18 protein-coding genes and 1 tRNA gene are annotated in these 19,386 nt (G+C 37.1%); 15 read left to right on the top strand and 4 right to left on the bottom strand.

All coding sequences use genetic code 11. The annotated features are described in order from the left end of the window. The first annotated feature begins 98 nt into the window (after nucleotides 1-98). Nucleotides 99-172: transfer RNA gene (locus ACWM35_RS04245), tRNA-Gly, on the top strand. Between the two features lie 78 nt (nucleotides 173-250). Here the strand turns inward: ACWM35_RS04245 and ACWM35_RS04240 are convergent. Next, nucleotides 251-922 carry a B3/B4 domain-containing protein gene (locus ACWM35_RS04240; RefSeq protein ID WP_454815785.1) on the bottom strand — a complete coding sequence of 224 codons (672 nt, stop codon included), beginning with the start codon at nucleotides 920-922 and terminating at the stop codon, nucleotides 251-253. A gap of 108 nt (nucleotides 923-1,030) precedes the next feature. On the opposite strand from ACWM35_RS04240, the gene queG reads away from it, so the two are divergent. The 6 genes from queG (at nucleotide 1,031) to yhbH (ending at nucleotide 8,154) form a co-directional block, all read left to right on the top strand. Further along, nucleotides 1,031-2,152, top strand: coding sequence for a tRNA epoxyqueuosine(34) reductase QueG (gene queG / locus ACWM35_RS04235; RefSeq protein ID WP_454815784.1), 1,122 nt, complete (start codon nucleotides 1,031-1,033; stop codon nucleotides 2,150-2,152). Nucleotides 2,153-2,285: 133 nt separating this feature from the next. Continuing rightward, complete coding sequence (locus tag ACWM35_RS04230; protein WP_454815782.1) at nucleotides 2,286-3,158, top strand: amidase domain-containing protein; 873 nt, start codon at nucleotides 2,286-2,288, stop codon at nucleotides 3,156-3,158. Between the two features lie 73 nt (nucleotides 3,159-3,231). Next, nucleotides 3,232-3,705, top strand: coding sequence for a tRNA (uridine(34)/cytosine(34)/5-carboxymethylaminomethyluridine(34)-2'-O)-methyltransferase TrmL (trmL, locus tag ACWM35_RS04225; protein ID WP_454815780.1), 474 nt, complete (start codon nucleotides 3,232-3,234; stop codon nucleotides 3,703-3,705). A gap of 56 nt (nucleotides 3,706-3,761) precedes the next feature. Continuing rightward, nucleotides 3,762-4,511 (top strand): oxygen-insensitive NADPH nitroreductase, encoded by a 750-nt coding sequence (nfsA, locus tag ACWM35_RS04220; protein WP_454815779.1) that lies wholly within the window; start codon nucleotides 3,762-3,764, stop codon nucleotides 4,509-4,511. Between the two features lie 344 nt (nucleotides 4,512-4,855). Continuing rightward, the gene (locus ACWM35_RS04215) at nucleotides 4,856-6,751 is read left to right on the top strand and encodes a PrkA family serine protein kinase (RefSeq protein WP_454815777.1); all 1,896 of its coding nucleotides are present in this window, start codon (nucleotides 4,856-4,858) and stop codon (nucleotides 6,749-6,751) included. A gap of 236 nt (nucleotides 6,752-6,987) precedes the next feature. Then, a complete protein-coding gene (yhbH, locus tag ACWM35_RS04210) occupies nucleotides 6,988-8,154 on the top strand; it encodes a sporulation protein YhbH (protein ID WP_454815775.1) in 1,167 nt (388 codons plus the stop codon). 164 nt (nucleotides 8,155-8,318) lie between these two features. Here yhbH and ACWM35_RS04205 read toward each other — a convergent pair whose 3' ends face one another. After that, complete coding sequence (locus tag ACWM35_RS04205; protein WP_454815773.1) at nucleotides 8,319-9,581, bottom strand: ATP-binding protein; 1,263 nt, start codon at nucleotides 9,579-9,581, stop codon at nucleotides 8,319-8,321. Nucleotides 9,582-9,787: 206 nt separating this feature from the next. Beyond that, complete coding sequence (locus ACWM35_RS04200; RefSeq protein WP_454815771.1) at nucleotides 9,788-10,903, bottom strand: metallophosphoesterase; 1,116 nt, start codon at nucleotides 10,901-10,903, stop codon at nucleotides 9,788-9,790. 185 nt (nucleotides 10,904-11,088) lie between these two features. Between ACWM35_RS04200 and ACWM35_RS04195 the strand changes: the two genes are divergently transcribed. After that, a complete protein-coding gene (locus ACWM35_RS04195) occupies nucleotides 11,089-11,409 on the top strand; it encodes a hypothetical protein (RefSeq protein ID WP_454815769.1) in 321 nt (106 codons plus the stop codon). 127 nt (nucleotides 11,410-11,536) lie between these two features. Then, the gene (locus ACWM35_RS04190; RefSeq protein WP_454815767.1) at nucleotides 11,537-11,878 is read left to right on the top strand and encodes a cupin domain-containing protein; all 342 of its coding nucleotides are present in this window, start codon (nucleotides 11,537-11,539) and stop codon (nucleotides 11,876-11,878) included. Nucleotides 11,879-12,092: 214 nt separating this feature from the next. Here ACWM35_RS04190 and ACWM35_RS04185 read toward each other — a convergent pair whose 3' ends face one another. After that, complete coding sequence (locus ACWM35_RS04185) at nucleotides 12,093-14,231, bottom strand: MMPL family transporter (RefSeq protein WP_454815765.1); 2,139 nt, start codon at nucleotides 14,229-14,231, stop codon at nucleotides 12,093-12,095. Nucleotides 14,232-14,502: 271 nt separating this feature from the next. Here ACWM35_RS04185 and ACWM35_RS04180 point away from each other — a divergent pair, with 271 nt between their 5' ends. The 6 genes from ACWM35_RS04180 (at nucleotide 14,503) to ACWM35_RS04155 (ending at nucleotide 19,379) form a co-directional block, all read left to right on the top strand. Continuing rightward, the gene (locus tag ACWM35_RS04180; protein WP_454815764.1) at nucleotides 14,503-15,444 is read left to right on the top strand and encodes a sugar-binding transcriptional regulator; all 942 of its coding nucleotides are present in this window, start codon (nucleotides 14,503-14,505) and stop codon (nucleotides 15,442-15,444) included. Nucleotides 15,445-15,584: 140 nt separating this feature from the next. Then, nucleotides 15,585-16,259 carry a deoxyribose-phosphate aldolase gene (gene deoC, locus ACWM35_RS04175; RefSeq protein WP_454815762.1) on the top strand — a complete coding sequence of 225 codons (675 nt, stop codon included), beginning with the start codon at nucleotides 15,585-15,587 and terminating at the stop codon, nucleotides 16,257-16,259. A 22-nt stretch (nucleotides 16,260-16,281) separates the two neighbouring features. Continuing rightward, a complete protein-coding gene (locus tag ACWM35_RS04170; RefSeq protein WP_454815760.1) occupies nucleotides 16,282-16,449 on the top strand; it encodes a XapX domain-containing protein in 168 nt (55 codons plus the stop codon). A gap of 31 nt (nucleotides 16,450-16,480) precedes the next feature. Continuing rightward, nucleotides 16,481-16,876, top strand: a complete 396-nt coding sequence (locus ACWM35_RS04165; RefSeq protein ID WP_454815758.1) for a cytidine deaminase — start codon at nucleotides 16,481-16,483, stop codon at nucleotides 16,874-16,876. Nucleotides 16,877-16,997: 121 nt separating this feature from the next. After that, entirely contained in the window at nucleotides 16,998-18,341 is a 1,344-nt protein-coding gene (locus ACWM35_RS04160; RefSeq protein WP_454815756.1) for a GGDEF domain-containing response regulator, read from the top strand. Beyond that, nucleotides 18,342-19,379 (top strand): HEAT repeat domain-containing protein, encoded by a 1,038-nt coding sequence (locus tag ACWM35_RS04155; RefSeq protein WP_454815754.1) that lies wholly within the window; start codon nucleotides 18,342-18,344, stop codon nucleotides 19,377-19,379. Nucleotides 19,380-19,386 lie beyond the last annotated feature (7 nt).

Below are 19,386 nucleotides of genomic sequence, written 5' to 3'. Positions count from 1 at the left end.
TAATAGAAAAAATAATTTCGACAAAATTTGCGAACTCCTCTTGACGATTATGAAATTTGTGTGTATTATGTAAAAGTAAGTTGTTGAATTAACCATATGCGGGTGTAGTTTAGTGGTAAAACCTCAGCCTTCCAAGCTGATGTTGTGAGTTCGATTCTCATCACCCGCTCCATACATAGTAACTAACGCAGTGTATCGTTTCAAAGAAGAACGATGCATTGCGTTTTTTTATTTGTCAAAAAAAGATGCCTTATTGGCATCCAATTATTCGGAAGGAAGCTTCTCCTCCATGAATTTGGGTAAACATGTTCATTAAAGATTCAGTTAACTTTTCAGCATTCCGACAATCAGTAGAAGGTCTAAGAAAAATAACTTGGAGGGCGTTTTTGGTTGTAAGTGTGACAGGTGCGCGATTAGAGTCTACGAATGGACTTCCAAATGGTCCCTGTTGGTCGGCACAGATAAGAAGATTATGTAAAGAATTTACCCGTCCATTGAGTCCGTGATATTCTTCATTTACCTTTCCTGTTCGAATGGTAACCGACCCTTGCAAATAATCTAAATCATAAATACCTATCGGTACCTGGTATTGGAGCGAGAAAAAATTATTCAGATCAATGGCACTTTGAACAGGGGTGAGATAATTTTGTTTTTGAACTCTGCGATATAATGCTTCTGCTGAATGACGATAGCGATTGGGGTCTTTTCCTAATTGTTTAAAAATTTTTCTCCATTCCTGGATTCCAGTTAACTCAGTCACGTTAGTACTTTCTAAATCAAAGAAAATCGATTCTTGAAATAGCTGTAGTCTGCCTCGGACCATTTGAGGGGAATCCGCAACGGTGATATTCTTGTATTCAATGATTCCTAGTTTAAAATCAGGAATTTCTTTGATTATTTCCGATGAAAGCTGAATTTCCAACGATTCCACCTCCAAATTTTTATAAAAATAGTTTATCATAATTAGATGCGCAATGAATAATATAGCTACTTCACAATAGATGATTTTTTGGAAGGGAGGGAATGACTAATGGATGTCAGCAAACTTAAAAACGAGCTCATTTCCTACAGTAAAGAAATAGGGATTGATAAGATTGGTTTTACTACTGCAGATACTTTTACGGAATTAAAAAATCGATTGATTCGCCAGCAGGAGCTGGGATATCAATCTGGTTTTGAGGAGCAAGATTTAGAAAAACGGGTAACACCATCCCTGCTTCTTGAAGAGCCTCGATCGATTATTTCGATTGCTCTTGCGTATCCTTCCAAAATGAAGGTTCGGATTGAGGGTAAAAAGGGCGAAAGACGGGGGTTCTTTTCACGTGCCTCTTGGGGTTTAGACTATCATCATATATTACGGGACCGATTGAAAAAACTAGAAGAATTCATATTATTGAAAGTACCAGATGCCCGTTTGAAATCGATGGTTGACACAGGCGAGCTTTCCGATCGAGCGGTGGCTGAAAGAGCGGGAATTGGCTGGAGTGGAAAGAATTGTGCGATCATTACGCCAGAGTTTGGATCCTATGTTTATTTAGGGGAAATGATTACGAGTATTCCATTTGAGCCAGACACTCCGATCGAGGACCAGTGTGGTTCGTGTACGGCTTGTCTAGATGCCTGTCCAACCGGGGCTCTTGTACAAGGCGGTCAAATAAATGCTCAGCGATGTATTGCATTTTTAACACAAACAAAAAGCATGATTCCTGAGGAATTTAGAGAAAAAATTGGTAACCGAGTCTACGGCTGTGATTCCTGCCAAACTTCATGTCCTGTCAATAAAAGAAAGGATTTTCATTTCCATGAAGAGATGGAATCGGATCCTGAAATTGCAAAGCCATTACTCAAGCCAATGTTAAAAATGAGTAATCGGGAATTTAAAAATAGGTTTGGTCAAGTGGCGGGTTCTTGGAGAGGAAAGAGGCCGATTCAACGAAACGCGATGATTGCCCTTGCTCATTTTAAAGATGATACAGCTGTTCCTGATTTAATTGACGTATTACAAAATGAAACAAGTCCAGTATTGAAGGGTACGGCTGCTTGGGCGCTCGGAAAAATTGGCGGTAAAGAAGCTATGTCTGCTCTTAAAAAAGCGGCACAGCAAGACCTGGATCCAATTGTACGAAGTGAAATTGAAAATAGCATAAAGTGAAATTTCAATCAGTGCGGGTCTATTGCCCGTAACTGGGGGATAAATTTTATAAACAGTTAGAGCCAGAAACCAAGAGTTTCTGCTCTTTTTTTGATTCTCCTTCATAAGAATGAAAGAGAAAGGGGAGATGAAGATGAGTGAGTTACTCCAAGAATTGTTTGAACGAAGAGCGGAGCAATTTGTTTCGAAAGAAAAAAACAACCCCAATAATTTTTCAAAAGCACAACAGAAAATAGATACATTAGCCAAACGGTCTGCAGAAATCGTTAAAGTAAAAGCAGCCGGCAAAGTTTTGGAGAGATCTAACGATGAAGTATTTCAAACTATTACTTATCAGGTTCATTATCAATATCTAATCAAACAGAAGGACACGCTTTACCTAGAAGAAGAAACAGAAGCAAGGATAGGTAAGTTTTATAAAAATGACTTAATTATGGATGACGAAATCATGCCTGTTTATGATTCTTTCCCGTCACTAGAGATTCCAACAGATATTGAGGAAATGGATGAAAGGATGAGCTACCAATATAATCGCTTAAAAGCCGTTCAATATGCAGAACGCTGGTGGAATAGCTATAATCCAGCGTATAAGAAATTTGAAAATGACTGTACAAACTTCATTTCCCAATGTCTTCATGTTGGTGGAGCTCCAATGAGGGGATACCCTAATCGGGGAACAGGGTGGTGGTTAAGAAATAATAATTGGAGTTACAGTTGGGCAGTTGCACACTCTTTGAGGTTGTATTTAGCTAATTCCAAAAGTGGTTTAAAAGCTCGGGAAGTAAGAAGCCCAGAGGAGCTTTTACTAGGTGATATCATATGCTATGATTTTGAGGGAGATGGAAGATTTAATCATAATACGATCGTTACGGGAAAGGACGCCAACGGGATGCCGCTGGTTAATGCCCATACCTACAACAGCCGTATGAGATATTGGGCTTACGAAGATTCATCTGCTTACACACCTAATATTAAATATAAGTTTTTTACTATCGTTGACGGATAAGTCCTCATCCTTTATCAGGGTAAGTGATAATGGTATAATGTCTCTTAGAGTTTTTTTATTAGAGGTGAAAACCGTGGGAATACATGTAGTACTATATCAACCTGAAATTCCATCCAATACTGGAAATATTGCTAGAACATGTGCAGCAACAGATACGACACTTCATTTAATCCGGCCTTTAGGTTTTTCAACAGATGATAAAATGTTAAAGCGTGCCGGCTTGGATTATTGGGAATATGTTAATATTGTTTATTACGATTCTCTTGATGAATTTTATAAAAAAAATGCCAAAGGGGAATTCTTTTATTTAACTAAATTTGCTCAAAAACCCCATAGCTCCTTTGATTATAGTGAGAAAACGAAGGATTATTATTTTATTTTTGGTCGTGAAACAACAGGACTTCCAAAGGATGTCATTGAAAATAATAAAGAAAAAAGCTTACGGATTCCGATGAATGAAAATGTTAGATCCTTAAATCTTTCCAATACTGCGGCTATTCTTATCTATGAAGCCTTAAGGCAGCAAAACTACTTGCATCTACATTAAACGAATAAGAGGCCTTTGTAAGGGCCTCTTTTCAATAATAGAAGGGAAGAAGTATAGTGAATGAAGTTATTTCAACGATTTTAAACCATCGTTCGATCCGAGATTTTGAAGACAAGCCTTTAACGGATGAGCAAATAAAAGCCATCGTTTCTAGTGCTCAGGCAGCTTCCACTTCGAGCTTTATTCAAGCTTTTTCGATTATCGGCATTAAGGATCCTGCGAAAAAGAAGAAGCTGGCAGAGCTTGTTGGGAACCAACCATATGTTGAAAACAATGGCCATTTATTTGTCTTTTGTGCGGATCTTCATCGTCATAAGCTGATTGGAGATTATGAACAAAAAGAGGTAACCTCCTCAATTGAAAGTACGGAGAAATTTATGGTTGCTCTTATTGATGCAGCATTAGCTGCACAAAATGCTGCAATCGCCGCAGAATCAATGGGGCTGGGTATCTGCTACATCGGAGGTATTCGAAATAATCTAGATGAAGTAAAGAAATTATTAAAAACTCCAGAAAGAGTTATCCCGTTATTTGGTATGACTGTAGGGTATCCCGCAAAAATAAATGACCTAAAGCCTAGACTTCCTATGGAACATGTTTATCATGAGGAAGAATACGAGCAAAATGAAGAAGTTTATCTTCAGCAGTTAAAGGAATATGATGAATTAATTTCAAGCTATTATGACGAGCGTACCGGTGGTAGGAGAAAGGATCGCTGGACAGAGCAAATGGCGAAGATGTTGGAAAAACAAACGAGGATGTATATGAAAGAATTTGTTCAAAAAAATAAAATGAATCTTAGATAAAAAATAACGGCTGCCCATTAAATAATTAGGCAGCCATTGTTTTATTTATTGGAACCTGGCTTATCGTTGTACCCTGATGTGAAGATTGCAGCTAGAAATGCGGCCATCACTAATAAAATTAGAGTTAATCCCATGTTATGTATAGCCTCCTTTTTCAAACAATATTTCTTTTCATAAATACATATACATTTATTATAGCCTAACTTATAAAAATGAAAAGAGCAATATTCCTATTATTATTAGAAAAAAGATGGTAGGGAATCATCCATGGTTACGCATGTTCAAGTCCTTAGGCGCATAGAGTATATTAATCGTCTCTGATCAAGCTACAGGGGAGGGTATTAATGGATATTCTAAAAAAGATCGAGAGGTACCGAGAAGAGGAAGAAAAGCTTCGGTGGGAAGGGTCGTTCGCGGACTATTTAGAGCTGTTAAAAGAGAAGCCATGGGTAGCACAATCGGCACATTCACGCGTATATAATATGATCAGAGATGCTGGAATTGAAGAAGAGAAAGGCAGCAGGAAATACAATTTCTTTAGCAATCAGTTATTTGGGTTAGAGGAAGCACTTGAGAGACTAGTCGAAGAATATTTTCATCCTGCAGCCAAGAGGCTCGATGTAAGAAAACGTATCTTGTTGTTAATGGGACCGGTTAGCGGTGGTAAATCTACACTTGTCACCATGCTAAAACGGGGATTAGAGGCCTATTCCCATACGGATAGAGGTTCTGTCTTTGCCATTAAGGGCTGTCCGATGCATGAGGACCCGCTACATTTAATTCCACATCATTTAAGAACTGATTTTTATGACGAATATGGAATTCGCATAGAAGGAAATCTATCGCCATTAAATATGATGCGTCTTGAACAGGAATATGGCGGAAGAATCGAAGACGTGTTAGTGGAAAGAATCTTTTTCTCAGAGGATAAACGAACAGGTATTGGAACCTTCAGTCCATCAGATCCGAAATCACAAGATATTGCCGATTTAACCGGTAGTATTGATTTTTCGACGATTGCAGAATACGGATCCGAGTCAGATCCGAGGGCTTATCGATTTGATGGAGAATTGAATAAAGCTAACCGCGGGATGATGGAGTTCCAAGAGATGTTAAAATGTGATGAGAAATTCTTATGGCATTTATTATCACTTACTCAGGAAGGAAACTTTAAAGCGGGTCGATTTGCTTTAATTAGCGCGGATGAGCTCATTGTGGCCCATACCAACGAAACAGAATATCGCTCCTTCATCTCCAACAAAAAGAACGAAGCATTACATTCAAGGATTATTGTCATGCCAATTCCTTATAATTTAAAGGTCTCCCAAGAGGAAAGAATCTATGAAAAGATGATTCGCGAGAGTGATGTTTCAAATGTTCATATTGCGCCGCACACGTTAAGAGTGGCTGCGATGTTCACGATTTTAACACGCTTAAAAGAACCGAAAAAAGGTGACATTGATTTAGTGAAGAAAATGCGCCTTTATGATGGTGAAAATGTGGAAGGCTATAATGCAGTTGATTTGAGTGAACTTAAGAAGGAATATCCAGATGAAGGGATGAGCGGGATTGATCCGCGTTATGTGATTAACCGAATTTCTTCCACTATCATCCGAAAAGAAGTACCATCCATTAATGCATTAGATGTATTAAGATCATTAAAAGATGGATTGGATCAGCATCCTTCTATTACAGCTGAGCTCCGTGAACGTTATATGAATTATATTTCCGTAGCCCGGAAAGAGTATGATAATATCGCGAAAAATGAAGTACAAAAAGCTTTTGTTTATTCTTATGAAGAATCAGCCAAAACGTTAATGGATAATTATCTCGATAATGTTGAAGCATATTGTAATAAAGCAAAGCTTCGTGATGTATTGACAGGGGAAGAAATCAACCCAGATGAAAAACTCATGCGTTCGATTGAAGAACAAATTGGTATTTCCGAAAATGCGAAAAAGGCATTCAGGGAAGAAATATTAATCAGGATCTCAGCCTTTGCTAGAAAAGGGAAAAGGTTTGATTACAACTCCCATGACAGGCTTCGTGAAGCGATTCAAAAGAAATTATTTGCCGATCTTAAAGATGTTGTGAAGATTACCACTTCATCGAAAACGCCGGATGAGCAGCAGTTGAAGAAGATCAATGATGTTGTTGCCCGCTTAATTGATGAGCATGGCTACAATTCCACTTCAGCTAACGAACTATTAAGGTATGTAGGCAGTTTATTAAACAGATAGAAATCAGGACTGGTTGAAGTCATTCACCAGTCCTTTTTTATCCTAAAGGGGAATAAAACTTGTCCAATTTACATCACAACAGCCTAATTGTCTAAATTATTTGTAAATTATTCGCAGTTTCTGCATAGGATAGAGTAATCAATATTTCATCTGCATTTTTACACTCGGGTTATTTTATGAAACTGACACAAAAATGTGACTATGAAAGTTGAAAATTTTATAAGGAGGGGTTTACATTGTCTGACAACAACCATCAGTTTGTGATTTCAAGAGAAGATTGGTCCCTCCACCGTAAAGGCCACGATGACCAACAACGCCATCAAGAAAAAGTCCAGGAGGCGATTCGCAACAATCTTCCAGACTTAATTACAGAAGAAAGTATTATTATGTCTAATGGTCGCGATGTGGTAAAAATACCGATTCGTTCCCTGGACGAATATAAAATTCGTTATAATTATGACAAAAACAAACACGTGGGCCAAGGTGACGGTGAGAGCCAGGTAGGGGATGTTATTGCACGTGACGGTTCAAGTCCACAGAAGGGACCAGGAAAAGGGCAAGGGGCTGGGGATCAAGCGGGTGAAGATTACTTTGAGGCCGAAGTTTCGTTAATGGAATTAGAGGAAGCACTCTTTAAGCAATTAGAGCTTCCAAATCTTAAAAGAAAAGAAGAACAAGAGCATCTTGTCGAGAATATCGAATTTAACGATATTCGTAAAACGGGTTTAATGGGGAATATTGATAAGAAGCGAACGATGATGTCTGCCTTCAAACGAAATGCAATGAGTGGAAAGCCTGCATTCCACCCAATTTACAAGGATGATTTAAAGTTTAAGACTTGGAATGAGGTGATCAAACCAGATTCCAAGGCGGTCGTCATTGCGATGATGGATACGAGTGGATCGATGGGGATCTGGGAAAAATATATGGCTAGGAGTTTCTTCTTCTGGATGACCCGCTTTTTACGGACGAAATATGAAACTGTAGAAATTGAATTTATTGCCCACCATACGGAAGCTAAGGTGGTTTCTGAGGAGGACTTCTTTTCAAAAGGTGAAAGCGGTGGTACCATTTGTTCTTCTGCTTACCGGAAAGCCTTAGAAATTATTGATGCTAAATACAATCCACGAAAGTTCAACATTTACCCATTCCACTTTTCTGACGGTGATAATTTAACATCTGACAATGCACGTTGTGTCAAGCTAGTTGAGGAATTGATGAAGGTATCAAATATGTTCGGCTACGGAGAGGTCAATCAGTACAATCGTCATTCTACCCTAATGTCAGCTTATAAAAATATTAAAGATGAGCGTTTCCGCTATTATATTCTCAAGCAAAAAGCTGATGTTTTTCATGCGATGAAAAGCTTTTTCCAAAAGGAAGAGAATAAGATGTATGCATAACCAAAATCGACAGGTTGGATGCCTGTCGATTTTTTTATACGTTAAGAAAGTATAAAATTTTAGCACTGAAGATATTTCGACGTAGTTAAAATTTTTTGGAATTAAGTATAAGTGCAACTCGGCAATCGACTGCGCCTAACGGCTTGGCGCTAGCCAAGTTTTCATTAGCTTTTTTTCTTAACGGATGTAATGGTTGGGAACTTAATATGAAAGGTTGTCCCAACATTCACTTCACTTTCCACTTTTATAGAACCATTCATGGCACGGACTATACTGTATACGACCATCATTCCGAGCCCGGTACCTTTCGAGCCTTTTGTTGAATAATAGGGTTCTCCTAGTCTAACTAGCTGTTCTGCGGACATCCCTTTACCGGTGTCTCTAATACTAATGGTGACATAATCCTGTTGGAAATGGGTTTCGATATAAAGATACCCACCATTAGGCATGGCTTCGACTGCATTTTTTAGAATATTAATAAAGCACTGGCGGAATCTTTGTCGATCTCCTTTAATAAAGCCTATCACAGAAAAATCAGTAATGATTTCAACCGAATTTTGATTTGCCATTGGCAGCAAAATATTTAGAATTTGTTTTAATTCATTTTTTACATTTAATTCTTCGATACTTGCTAATGATGGCTTTGCAAAAGTCAGATAATCTTGAATTACACGCTCAGCAGAATTTAGCTCTTCTTTAACGATAGAAAGGTATTCTTTTCGCTTATGCCTTGGAAGGTAATCGTCCGTCAATAATTGAACAAAACCGCTTGCTGCTGTAAGTGGATTTCTAATTTCATGAGAGATAGCAGCACCCATTTGTTCTACAGCCTTTAATTTTTCAACTTTGATTAAGTGCAGCCTCATTTCAACGCTTCTTTTAATGAATTCAATCGAATAAGCAATCAGGCCAATACCGAGAGAAGGAATGACTATGTAGGCAAACCAAGCATCGTACCAAGGACTACCGGTTTCAGTGTTTAATTCCATTCCTCCAACGGATAGAATACCAAGTATCATTCCTAGTAATATGGCAATTGGAATACGACGAACTGGTGCTTGTTTCCAAAACCAAGGAGTTAATTTGAAAAATATGATGGCAAGTGGTACATAAAGTAGCATGGTTCCAATCATCCCAGCATCAAAACTATAAAAGCCTCTGATAAGAATCATTGCTGCCACGATTATAGGACCAATTCCTAAATATAACCCGCCGATGACAATCGGAATAATCCGTAAATCATAGCGTGCGAAAGGAACTGGATTGTAGGAGAAGTGAAGAGTTGTCCATAACAATAGGACAAATAAAATGGTAAGGGTTGTTTTTGAAACTGATATTTTCTTGCTTCTGTCAAGCCAAATTAAGCAAAATAAAAGCAAAATGATAAAAATGGAAAGATTTAAAAATAGGTGTTTCGTAATTTCCATCAATTTCACCGTCCTAAAGGCTCATAGGAAAATTTTACATGTATTTTTTGCCTTATACAACCGAATTTACTATTTATTTGAAAAAAACAGAGAAATTAATAGAAGAATGAAGAAAATTGCAATAAAAAAGAGGGCTTATTAATGAGAATAAGCCCTTCCTTACGCAATAATCATCATTATATTTTTTACTGCCATCTGTAGATGAATTATAGACCTATTCTCTTGATAAAATCTACCGTATCATGATGTTCCTTTTTAATTAATTTATATAAATCTCGATCTGTTTTTACCAATGAATCCCCATTCTCATCTGCAATTGGTCTAGTAAGCGAAACACCTTTAATGATCTTCCACTTTCCCGATTTATACTGAAGCTGTAAATCAATGATCCCTAAGCGGCTGCCAAAGGCACCAGCCATTACGACTGGTTTTCCGTTTATTTCTCCCGTTTCGATATTGGTATTTGGCAAATCCTTATATGCTGGTCCTGGAAATACATTATGGGAGTGTCCGGCCAAGATGACATCAATTTCAGGTATCTTCGTAAGGGAATAAACCCCGTTTTCAGACTCTGGATGATAGGTTTGATTATCGATCCCTGTATGGGCAAGTACAATAATGATATCTGCCCCCTCGGCCTTCATCAATGGTACATATTCCTCTGCAGTTTCAACAATTGGTTTAGCGAATACCCTGCCCTCTAGGTTTGCTCGATCCCATTTCATAATTTGTGTTGGCATTAATCCGATTATCCCGATTTTTATGTTGTGTTTTTCTCCTTGCTGATCAACCACATCTCTTCTTAAAATGACATATGGCTTTATGAAAGGTTTATTCTTTTTCATAGAGTACACATTTGCATTCACGACAGGCATCTTTAACCCTTTCAATACTGTTGATAAAAAATGAAGTCCATAGTTAAATTCATGATTACCAATTGCAACGGCATCGTAGCCTAAATGATTAAAGGCTCGGTAGACAGGGTGTGTTTTTCCTTTTTGAATACCGCCAATCCTTGCTAAATATTCCCCTAGTGGATTTCCAACTAAATGATCGCCATTATCGAATAGTAGTGAATTTTTCACTTCTCTCCTAGCTTGTTTAATCAGCGTAGCTGTTTTTACAAGACCAATATTGTTATCAATTTGAGTCTGATAATAATCATAATTTACTAAATTAGCATGAAGGTCTGTCGTTTCAAGTAATCGTAATTCCACTATTTCACTTTTTGTTGATAGAATATTTTCGGCATTTGAATAAGAAGGGAACACAAACGAGGCAACAATTAGGAGCCCTAATAGTAAAATTTTTTTGTTGGTCACTGTCCAGCCTCCTAATGTCAAGTTTCATGTTAGTATTTACCAATATAATTCCATCATTCAGATTAAAAAATAGACAGAAATTTGTCATAAACATATGAATAATAAGTGAAATAAAACGTTTTCAAAACCATCGATTGGGTAGATTATTTATAATTAAGGTAACCAATACAGGGAGGTTAGAAACAATGAATATTACAACGATCATTGAATTAGAGAATCATGAAGTCGAAAATATAGCGGGTGCCAAGCTAGTCTTTGCACAAGAACAAATCGAAGAAAATATTATTGAAACATGTGTCGATGGATTTCAAGTTGAGGGTTCAGAGAGTCTAATACCAACTGAGGATGCTATGGAAAAAGTGTTCAATCAATTGAAGAAGGAGGGCGTCATTCCAGCAAAAGTAGAAGACTTTTCCTTCGAAATGCCATCCTGTGAACGAATGAAACGAAAGAATGATGATGAAATAGTAATGCCACAAAAGGTTATTCTCTCATTCATGTCTTAAGAGAAGTTCCCCCGAACTTCTCTTTTTTTATCTAGAACAATTGAAGGATTCTTGATTTGAATCAATTATTTTAGGGAGTTTTGGGACTATACTAGATACATAAAATAGAAACTAGGAGGAAATGAACATGGAAAAACAATCGTTATTAGCTTATCAGGAATATAGTGAAGAGCGATTCACGAAAAGAGTTATTTATAAAAAAGGGGAAACAACGGCATTTGTATTGAATTTTCTCCCTGGACAGCAGCTTCCAACACATAAGCATCCGGGTACAGAGGTATATTTATTTGTTGTAACTGGAAGTGGAGCCTTTACCGTTGATGGTAAAGAAATAGTAGTATCTGAGGGAGATTTAATTCACGTTGGCGGGGAGGAAGAGATGGCATTTAATAATAATGGGACAGAGCCAGTTAGTCTTTATGTGGTATTAAGTAAAGTACCAAGTGAAAAGTATGCACAAAATATTTAAATATAAAAAAGGAGGCCAGCCCGTTTAGGTTGGCTTCTTTCGATGCGCTTGCAGATTTTTCTTTTTTATCCCGCATTAACGGGCAGTAATACCCCCACCTCAAAACTTTAGTAAATGCGAAGAAGTATAGGTGGGGGATAACTGCCCGTAAAAGCCCGATAGGTTCAACTAACAATCAGTGGGGGATGAAGAAAAGCCCCCACTGATTGAAGTTTCACCTTATCCCAAAAAACCACCAGTTCCAATCACCTAATAGTTTCATTAACGCAGGAACAAGAATCATTCTTACGATCGTTGCATCTATAAAAATGGCAATTGCTATTCCAACACCTAGTTGCTTGATCGGCATAACTCCTGTAAAGGCAAAAGCACCGGTTACAACAATCATAATGGCTGCAGCGGAAGTAATAATTTTACTTGTATAGGTTAAGCCTGAAATGGTCGCTTCGCTATTATCGCCTGTTTTCAAATAAAATTCTTGAATTCTAGAGATTAAAAATACTTCATAATCCATTGATAAACCAAAGACAAGGGTAAAGACAAATACCGGTAAAATCAAAGCAATATCAGCGGGTTCCATTCCTAAATGTCCTTGCTGAAAAATCCAAACGACAATCCCGAAAGTACACCCTAAACTTAATATATTCATCAATATAGCCTTCAGCGGAATTAGAATGGAACGGAAAGCAGCCATAAGGATGAAGAATGTCGAAAGAACAATTAATAATAAGCCGTAGAGTGCCTTTTCGTAAATCTCATCAAATATTTCTTGCTCAAATTTTATCGACCCGCCATAGTGGGTTGTTAAGTCAAGCTTCTTCTCTGACCAATCACGAATCCATTCCCTTGCTATTGCTGAATCCTCAACAATTTTTAAATAGACCTCAATAAGAATTTTATTATCTCGTATAAAATACTCTTTAATTGGTGCGGTATGTTGTTCATCACCGACTAGCAGCAATTGTGAGAGTGATTCAGCATCCTGAATACCAGTTGCGGAAAAAGGTGAGACGACAGTATCTACAAGCTTATCCTTTCTTAGCCTTTCTATGAACGTATTAACTCTTGCTAATTTTTCCTTTTCTTGAATATCAGATTGTGCTTCTAAGACGATGGTAACCTTATTTTCACTTTGTTTGTCCTTAGGAATAAATTGCTCTTCAAAGACTTCCATGGCTACCCTTGAGGGATAGTCATCAGGCAACGAGTCAGTTCCTGGGATGGTAAGAACCATTTCTTTTATAGGGATCAGACCCGTTAGGAGGATGATTAAGGCAAATACAGCCATTAATCCTGGGCGCCGCATCACAAACTTAGCAAATTTATGCCATAAGCTTGTTTGCTGGTCTGACATTCGAAGCACACTTCCTTTATTTATTCTTTTACCGATAACGGCAAGGAAGGAAGGAAGAAAGGTTAAGGCACAAATAGCCGAAACGAAAACCACCGTCATACCACCGAGAGCAACATTTTGAAAAATATCAATCTTGATAAACCAAAGCCCGGATAAACCAATAAATACGCATAGCCCTGAAAAGATAATCGATTTGCCAGCAGTGGCAATGCTAATTTCAATCGATTCCTGTATCGAATGATGATGTAATTCCTCTTTAAACCGGTTAATAAATAACAGAGCAAAATCAATACTTAAAGCAAGACCAATCATCGGAACAATATTTAAAATAAAAATTGTTAAGTCGGCGCCATAGCTATAAAAATACACCGTTCCCATCGTTGTAAGAATCGACACAATCCCTATCACTAGTGGAATGGATGCTGCAACCAGTCCCCCGAAGGCAAGGATTAAGATGAATAAGGCAATCGGCAAACCAATCATTTCTGCCTTGGCTAGATCCCTTTGACTTGCTATATTAAGATCTTGCACAATGATCGGCTCTCCTGTCATTGTTACCGTTAACCCCTTTTTATGTTTCAGCAGCTTTTCTAACTGAACAATCTCATCTCCAAGGCTTTCTGCGTTTTTTTGAAAGTTTAATAAGCCATAAGCATAATCTTCTTTTAGCATTCCATCTCTGTCAAAAGGTGTGATAATCTCCTTTGCCACATTGGCGTCTCTCATAACACCCACGGTATCTAGGATAAACTGCTTCCAACTTTGTTCACTTATATTTTTTTCTCTTTCAAAAAGAAGAATAATGGATGATTGGGCATGACCGAATTCATTTTCCAGCAGTTTTCTTGTCTCATTGTATTGACCTTGATAGTTAAAACCATTCCCTTTTAAAACAGTGGGTAACTTAAACGCGAAAAAAATTGAGATTCCAATAATAACTACCCATGTTACAAGTACCCATATTCGATAGCGGTACATAATTCCCCCGAATTTCTCCATTCTAGTTCCTCACTTTCTCAGGAATCTTCATCTCCCTTTTAAGAAATCTAAAGGGGAGGTTGGTGATTTCGTGACAGTTCCAATAAATCCAGTAATAAAGGAATCATTCCCTTATTTAAAAGTGACCATTCACAATCAAAAAGGAGTCAAACATATGGTGAAATATAAAATAATGTTCATATTTGATTTTACATATGTAAAAATATTGAATGCTATATTGTTTTTTTTGCTACAATAGATAAAAAATACAGCAGTATAATAGGTGATCAAATTGGACCGAGAAAAATTAAGTAAAGTAATCGAAGCAGCAAAATTATACTATTTATTGGATTATAACCAAAATGAGATAGCTAAAATATTGGGAGTTTCCCGTCCAACGGTTTCCCGGCTATTACAACAGGCAAAAAGTGAAGGTATTGTCCAAATAAATATTTTGGACCCGACTGAAAATGTAGATAATCTGGCGGAACAGTTAGAAAAAAAGTTCAACTTAAAAAAGGCAATTGTTACCTCGATTCCTCAGTATGAAAATCACATTATTAAGAACTACCTTGGAGAAAAAGCATCCCTTTATCTCAATGAAATCATTAAAGATGGGGATATTATTGGAGTAACTTGGGGAACGACGCTATACCATATTGCGATTGAATTAAAACAAAAGTTTGTAAAAGATGTAAAAGTTGTTCAGCTTAAAGGCGGAATAAGTCATTCTGAAACAAATACGTATTCCTCAGAAATTCTTTATCTGTTTGGAAAGGCCTATAATACAACACCGCATAATCTTCCATTACCGGCTATTGTCGATCATGTTGTTGTCAAGCAGGCCATGGAGGCAGATCGTCATATCCGCAAAATTCTTGAGCTAGGAAAACAGTCCAATATCGCGTTGTTTACAATTGGTTCGATGAATAATGACTCTTTATTATTCCAGATGGGATACTTTTCAGAGAGTGATCAGGAATCCTTGGATCAGAAAGCTGTTGGGGATATTTGTTCCCGCTTCTTCGATGAAGAGGGGGAAATATGTAATGTGAGTCTAAATGAACGAACTCTTGGCATAAATCTGGATGAACTTAGGACCAAAGAATATTCCATCTTAGTAGCGGGTGGGCCAAATAAAATTGATGGGATACATGGAGCATTAAAAGGGAAATATACAAATGTTCTAATCACTGACCAATTTACCGCCCAATTCCTCTTAGATAAAAAATAGCTTTTTGTCCAATTGTTGAACAAAGTTGATAATAATTTTACATTTGTTCAAATAGATATTTACAAATGTTCAGTTCATTTGTTATAGTTACTTTGTTAATAAATCCGCCGTAGAGATCGGATATTAGGAGGATACTTTTTATGACACAAAATGTCGTTAGAATGATTGATCATACATTATTAAAAGCAGATGCAACAAAGAAAGAAGTTGTTAAATTAGTGGAGGAAGCTAAAGAATATTTATTTGCTTCCGTATGTGTGAACCCAACTTGGGTCAAAACAGCAGCTGAAATGTTAGCTGAAACTCCAGAAGTAAAAGTTTGTACTGTAATTGGATTTCCTCTAGGAGCTTCTACTTCTGAAACAAAAGCATTTGAAACCAAAAACGCCATTGAGAATGGTGCAAATGAAATTGATATGGTTATCAACATCGCTGCTCTTAAGGATAAGCAGGATGAATTAGTTGAAAATGACATTCGGGCTGTTGTTGAGGCTGCTAAGGGAAAGGCGATAGTAAAGGTTATTATTGAAACTTGCCTATTAACAGACGAAGAAAAGATAAGAGCATGTGAGCTTTCTGTGAAGGCTGGTGCCGATTTTGTTAAAACTTCAACAGGTTTCTCAACAGGCGGTGCAACAGTTGAAGACATCCGCTTAATGCGAAAAACTGTCGGTCCTGAAATTGGAGTTAAAGCTTCAGGTGGAGTTCGCAGTCGAGAAGATGCACTTGCAATGGTAGAAGCGGGGGCAACTCGTATTGGTGCTAGCTCTGGTGTAGCTATAAGCAAAGGTGAATCATCAACAAGTAATTATTAATTTCGAGATAAGAGGGAAAAAAATGAAAGAAGTATTTTTAGCATTAGTAGCTGGTTTAATCGTTGGAATTTTATTTAAATTTATGAAACTGCCAATACCAGCCCCTCCAGTATTTTCTGCTGTAGTTGGCGTATTTGGTGTTTATTTTGGCGGCGTTGTCGCTGATTGGATTGCAAAGTATTTCCAGTAAATAGAGTATCCCAATGCGGAGAGTGAAGACGATGGATGAAACAATGCGTATTAAAGAAGCTGTAAAAGCAAGAGAGTTTGCATATGTACCTTACTCAAAGTTTAAGGTAGGAGCTGCACTTTTTGCAGAGGATGGACAGGTTTTTCATGGGTGTAATATTGAGAATGCTGCCTATCCGGTGACAAACTGTGCAGAAAGAACAGCATTGTTTTCTGCCTACGCTGTTGGAGTGACGAAATTTACTTCGCTAGTAGTAGTTGCGGATACAGACCGGCCAGTACCACCATGTGGTTCATGCAGACAAGTCATTTCAGAACTATGTGATTCTGAAATGGAAGTTGTCCTAACCAACTTAAAAGGTGACAAACAAATCGTAAAAGTTAAGGATCTTCTTCCAGGAGCATTTTCTCCAGAGGATTTAAAATAAGTTAGAGGCGGGATATACACCGTCTCTTTTTTTATCCCATTTTTTCCCTAGAGGATAAATGCATTTAACATTGGAGAATGCTAAATATGAATATTTAATTAAATTCGGGAGGGAACTAAACTTGGATTTAGCTGATTATTACAATAATAAAATGAACTGTCTCCATGATGTAAGTATCCCTCTTGTCCAGGTTATAACTGAAGATATTTCAATATTCATTCTCTTGAAAGAGAAACTGGAAGAGCAGGGCTGGTTAGTAGTTGCCTATACAGACATCAATCATGCGATACAGCAGTATCACGATTTATATCCCGATTGCGTCATAATTGATTTGGATCTGCCCAATGTAGGGGTACAACAATTGATGGCAAATCTAAAATCGCATAGTAATCATCTATTTGTCCCTAAAATTCTCATTAGCAGTACGAATGATAAAAAAACAAGGCTTCAGGCCTATAAAATGGGTGCTGATATTTTTATTGAAAAACCTATTTATTTTGAAGAATTGACGATTCGGATTGAAATGCAATTAGAAAGAAAGAAGTTACATAACCGTTTTGTTCTTCATGATGATTTAACCAACTTATATAATCGGAAATTTTTAAAAGAAATCTATAAAAAATATACGAATGATCTTAGCCGGAACCACCAGGTTTTTAGCATAGCTATTCTTGATTTAGACAATTTTCGTCATATCAACGACGCTTTCGGTCATCTGATCGGAGATGAATTACTAATTAAGTTTGCAGAATTTTTAACAAAAAACACCAGGAGTTCTGACCTCGTCTTTAGGTATGGCGGTGAAGAATTTATTATCCTTTTTCCAAATACGGACCAGTCGGAAGCGGTAAAACAAACAACTAAATTGTTAACAGAGTTCTCAGAGTTATCGGTTGAAAAAAGCGAGGAGTACTATTCAGTAACTTTTTCTGCAGGTGTATATACGATTAATGACCCCGAAACAAGCATTGATATTGCATTAAAGTCCGCTGATCAAGCCTTATATTTTGCAAAGGATAAGGGAAGAGCAAGAGTAGAGACGATTGATCAGCCTGTAGCGGAAATCATTAAAAACCGATTAATGATATCGATTATTGATGATGAAGAGCTTATTCGGACGATGCTAGTTCGGATCCTTAAAGGAATGGAGTTTGAATATTACGAATTAGATATTATGGATTTTGAAGATGGCATGACATTCTTTGAATCAAACCGCTTAGAAATAAAGGGTGAACATTTTCTCATCCTGGATGGAGTGATGCCGATTATGGATGGGCTGGAGGTATTGCAAAAAATTAAAAATAGGAGGAAGAGAAATGTTCATGTTCTCATGCTGACGGGAAGAAAAAATGAGTCAGATATAGAACGTGCTTTAAAATTGGGTGCTGATGATTATGTAACAAAACCATTTAGTATCAAGGAACTCCAGGCAAGAATTCAAAGATTAATCAAAAGGATGAAATAAATGTTATATCATGAGCTTTCATTCCTGATGATCATTACGTTATCCATTTTTGGGACCCTCATTATTTTATTGATGTACTTAATTGCAAGAAAAACGAAAGAGATTAATAAAAGGAGAAGGATTGACAGCTATAAAAATAAAATAAATCCATCTCTTTTCCGTTTATTGACGGAAGGTGGTGATCCTTCTGATATAAATAATGCAAATGAGTTAGAAAAAATTGCGATTGAAGAACTGTTAAGTAAGTATGTTAAAACTTTGGAGGGAAAGGAAGAAAATGAAAAAATATCGGAACTAGCCTCCTATTGGTTATCAGACTATTATCGGAAGCGGTTGAAAAGTAAACGATGGAGTCAACGAATGAATGCACTCTATCACATAGAAGATTTTCATATAACTCTACTATTAGATGACGTTTTAGGTCTGATCCACAAAAAACGATTAACTCATGAAGAAATGATTCATATTTTGAGAATTCTTGCTTCATTTCAATATAATGGCTTCTATGATTTGATCCATCTTCAATATAATCATTTATCTGAATTTGAATATCGAGGCATCCTGCTGCGATTAGACCATGACCAATTCGATAAGTTTGTTATGAATTTTGACGACCTCCCAGTTCCTTTGCAAACGGCTTTATTCGATGTGATTGCTCTAAAAAAAGAAATTAGCTATCTTTCATTTGCTGAAAATGCCTTTTTTGAAAATGAGGGTGAAGTGAAGCTTAGAGCCCTTAAGGCTTTAGCAGAAATCGGGTATGTACCAAGTGTAGAACCCTATTTAGAACTGTTGAATTCTTCTGTTTGGCAGGAAAGGATGGTAGCTGCCAAGTTAATGGGAAATATTAAGGAGGATAAAAGTATTCCGGGGTTAATCGAATTGTTACATGATTCATCCTGGTGGGTTCGCTCACAAGCAGGACAATCAATCAGTCAATTTCCAAATGGGAAAGAAATTTTGAAATCGGTATTAGTGACATCAAATGATGCCTATGCAAAGGATATGGCTTGGGACTGGCTGCATAAAGGAGTATAAACATGGC

It is taken from the genome of Neobacillus sp. K501, from assembly GCF_053749995.1.
The sequence above is the reverse complement of the archived record's forward strand: the minus strand, read 5'-3'. Positions and strand labels throughout refer to the sequence as shown.

What these genes read in the sequence shown, in the direction of transcription:
- queG (WP_454815784.1), top strand. Translation starts at nt 1,031, where the DNA reads ATGGATGTCAGCAAACTTAAAAACGAGCTCATTTCCTACAGTAAAGAA.
- ACWM35_RS04230 (WP_454815782.1), top strand. Translation starts at nt 2,286, where the DNA reads ATGAGTGAGTTACTCCAAGAATTGTTTGAACGAAGAGCGGAGCAATTT.
- ACWM35_RS04215 (WP_454815777.1), top strand. Translation starts at nt 4,856, where the DNA reads ATGGATATTCTAAAAAAGATCGAGAGGTACCGAGAAGAGGAAGAAAAG.
- ACWM35_RS04205 (WP_454815773.1), bottom strand. Translation starts at nt 9,581, where the DNA reads ATGGAAATTACGAAACACCTATTTTTAAATCTTTCCATTTTTATCATT.
- ACWM35_RS04195 (WP_454815769.1), top strand. Translation starts at nt 11,089, where the DNA reads ATGAATATTACAACGATCATTGAATTAGAGAATCATGAAGTCGAAAAT.
- ACWM35_RS04190 (WP_454815767.1), top strand. Translation starts at nt 11,537, where the DNA reads ATGGAAAAACAATCGTTATTAGCTTATCAGGAATATAGTGAAGAGCGA.
- ACWM35_RS04185 (WP_454815765.1), bottom strand. Translation starts at nt 14,231, where the DNA reads ATGGAGAAATTCGGGGGAATTATGTACCGCTATCGAATATGGGTACTT.
- deoC (WP_454815762.1), top strand. Translation starts at nt 15,585, where the DNA reads ATGACACAAAATGTCGTTAGAATGATTGATCATACATTATTAAAAGCA.
- ACWM35_RS04170 (WP_454815760.1), top strand. Translation starts at nt 16,282, where the DNA reads ATGAAAGAAGTATTTTTAGCATTAGTAGCTGGTTTAATCGTTGGAATT.
- ACWM35_RS04165 (WP_454815758.1), top strand. Translation starts at nt 16,481, where the DNA reads ATGGATGAAACAATGCGTATTAAAGAAGCTGTAAAAGCAAGAGAGTTT.
- ACWM35_RS04155 (WP_454815754.1), top strand. Translation starts at nt 18,342, where the DNA reads ATGTTATATCATGAGCTTTCATTCCTGATGATCATTACGTTATCCATT.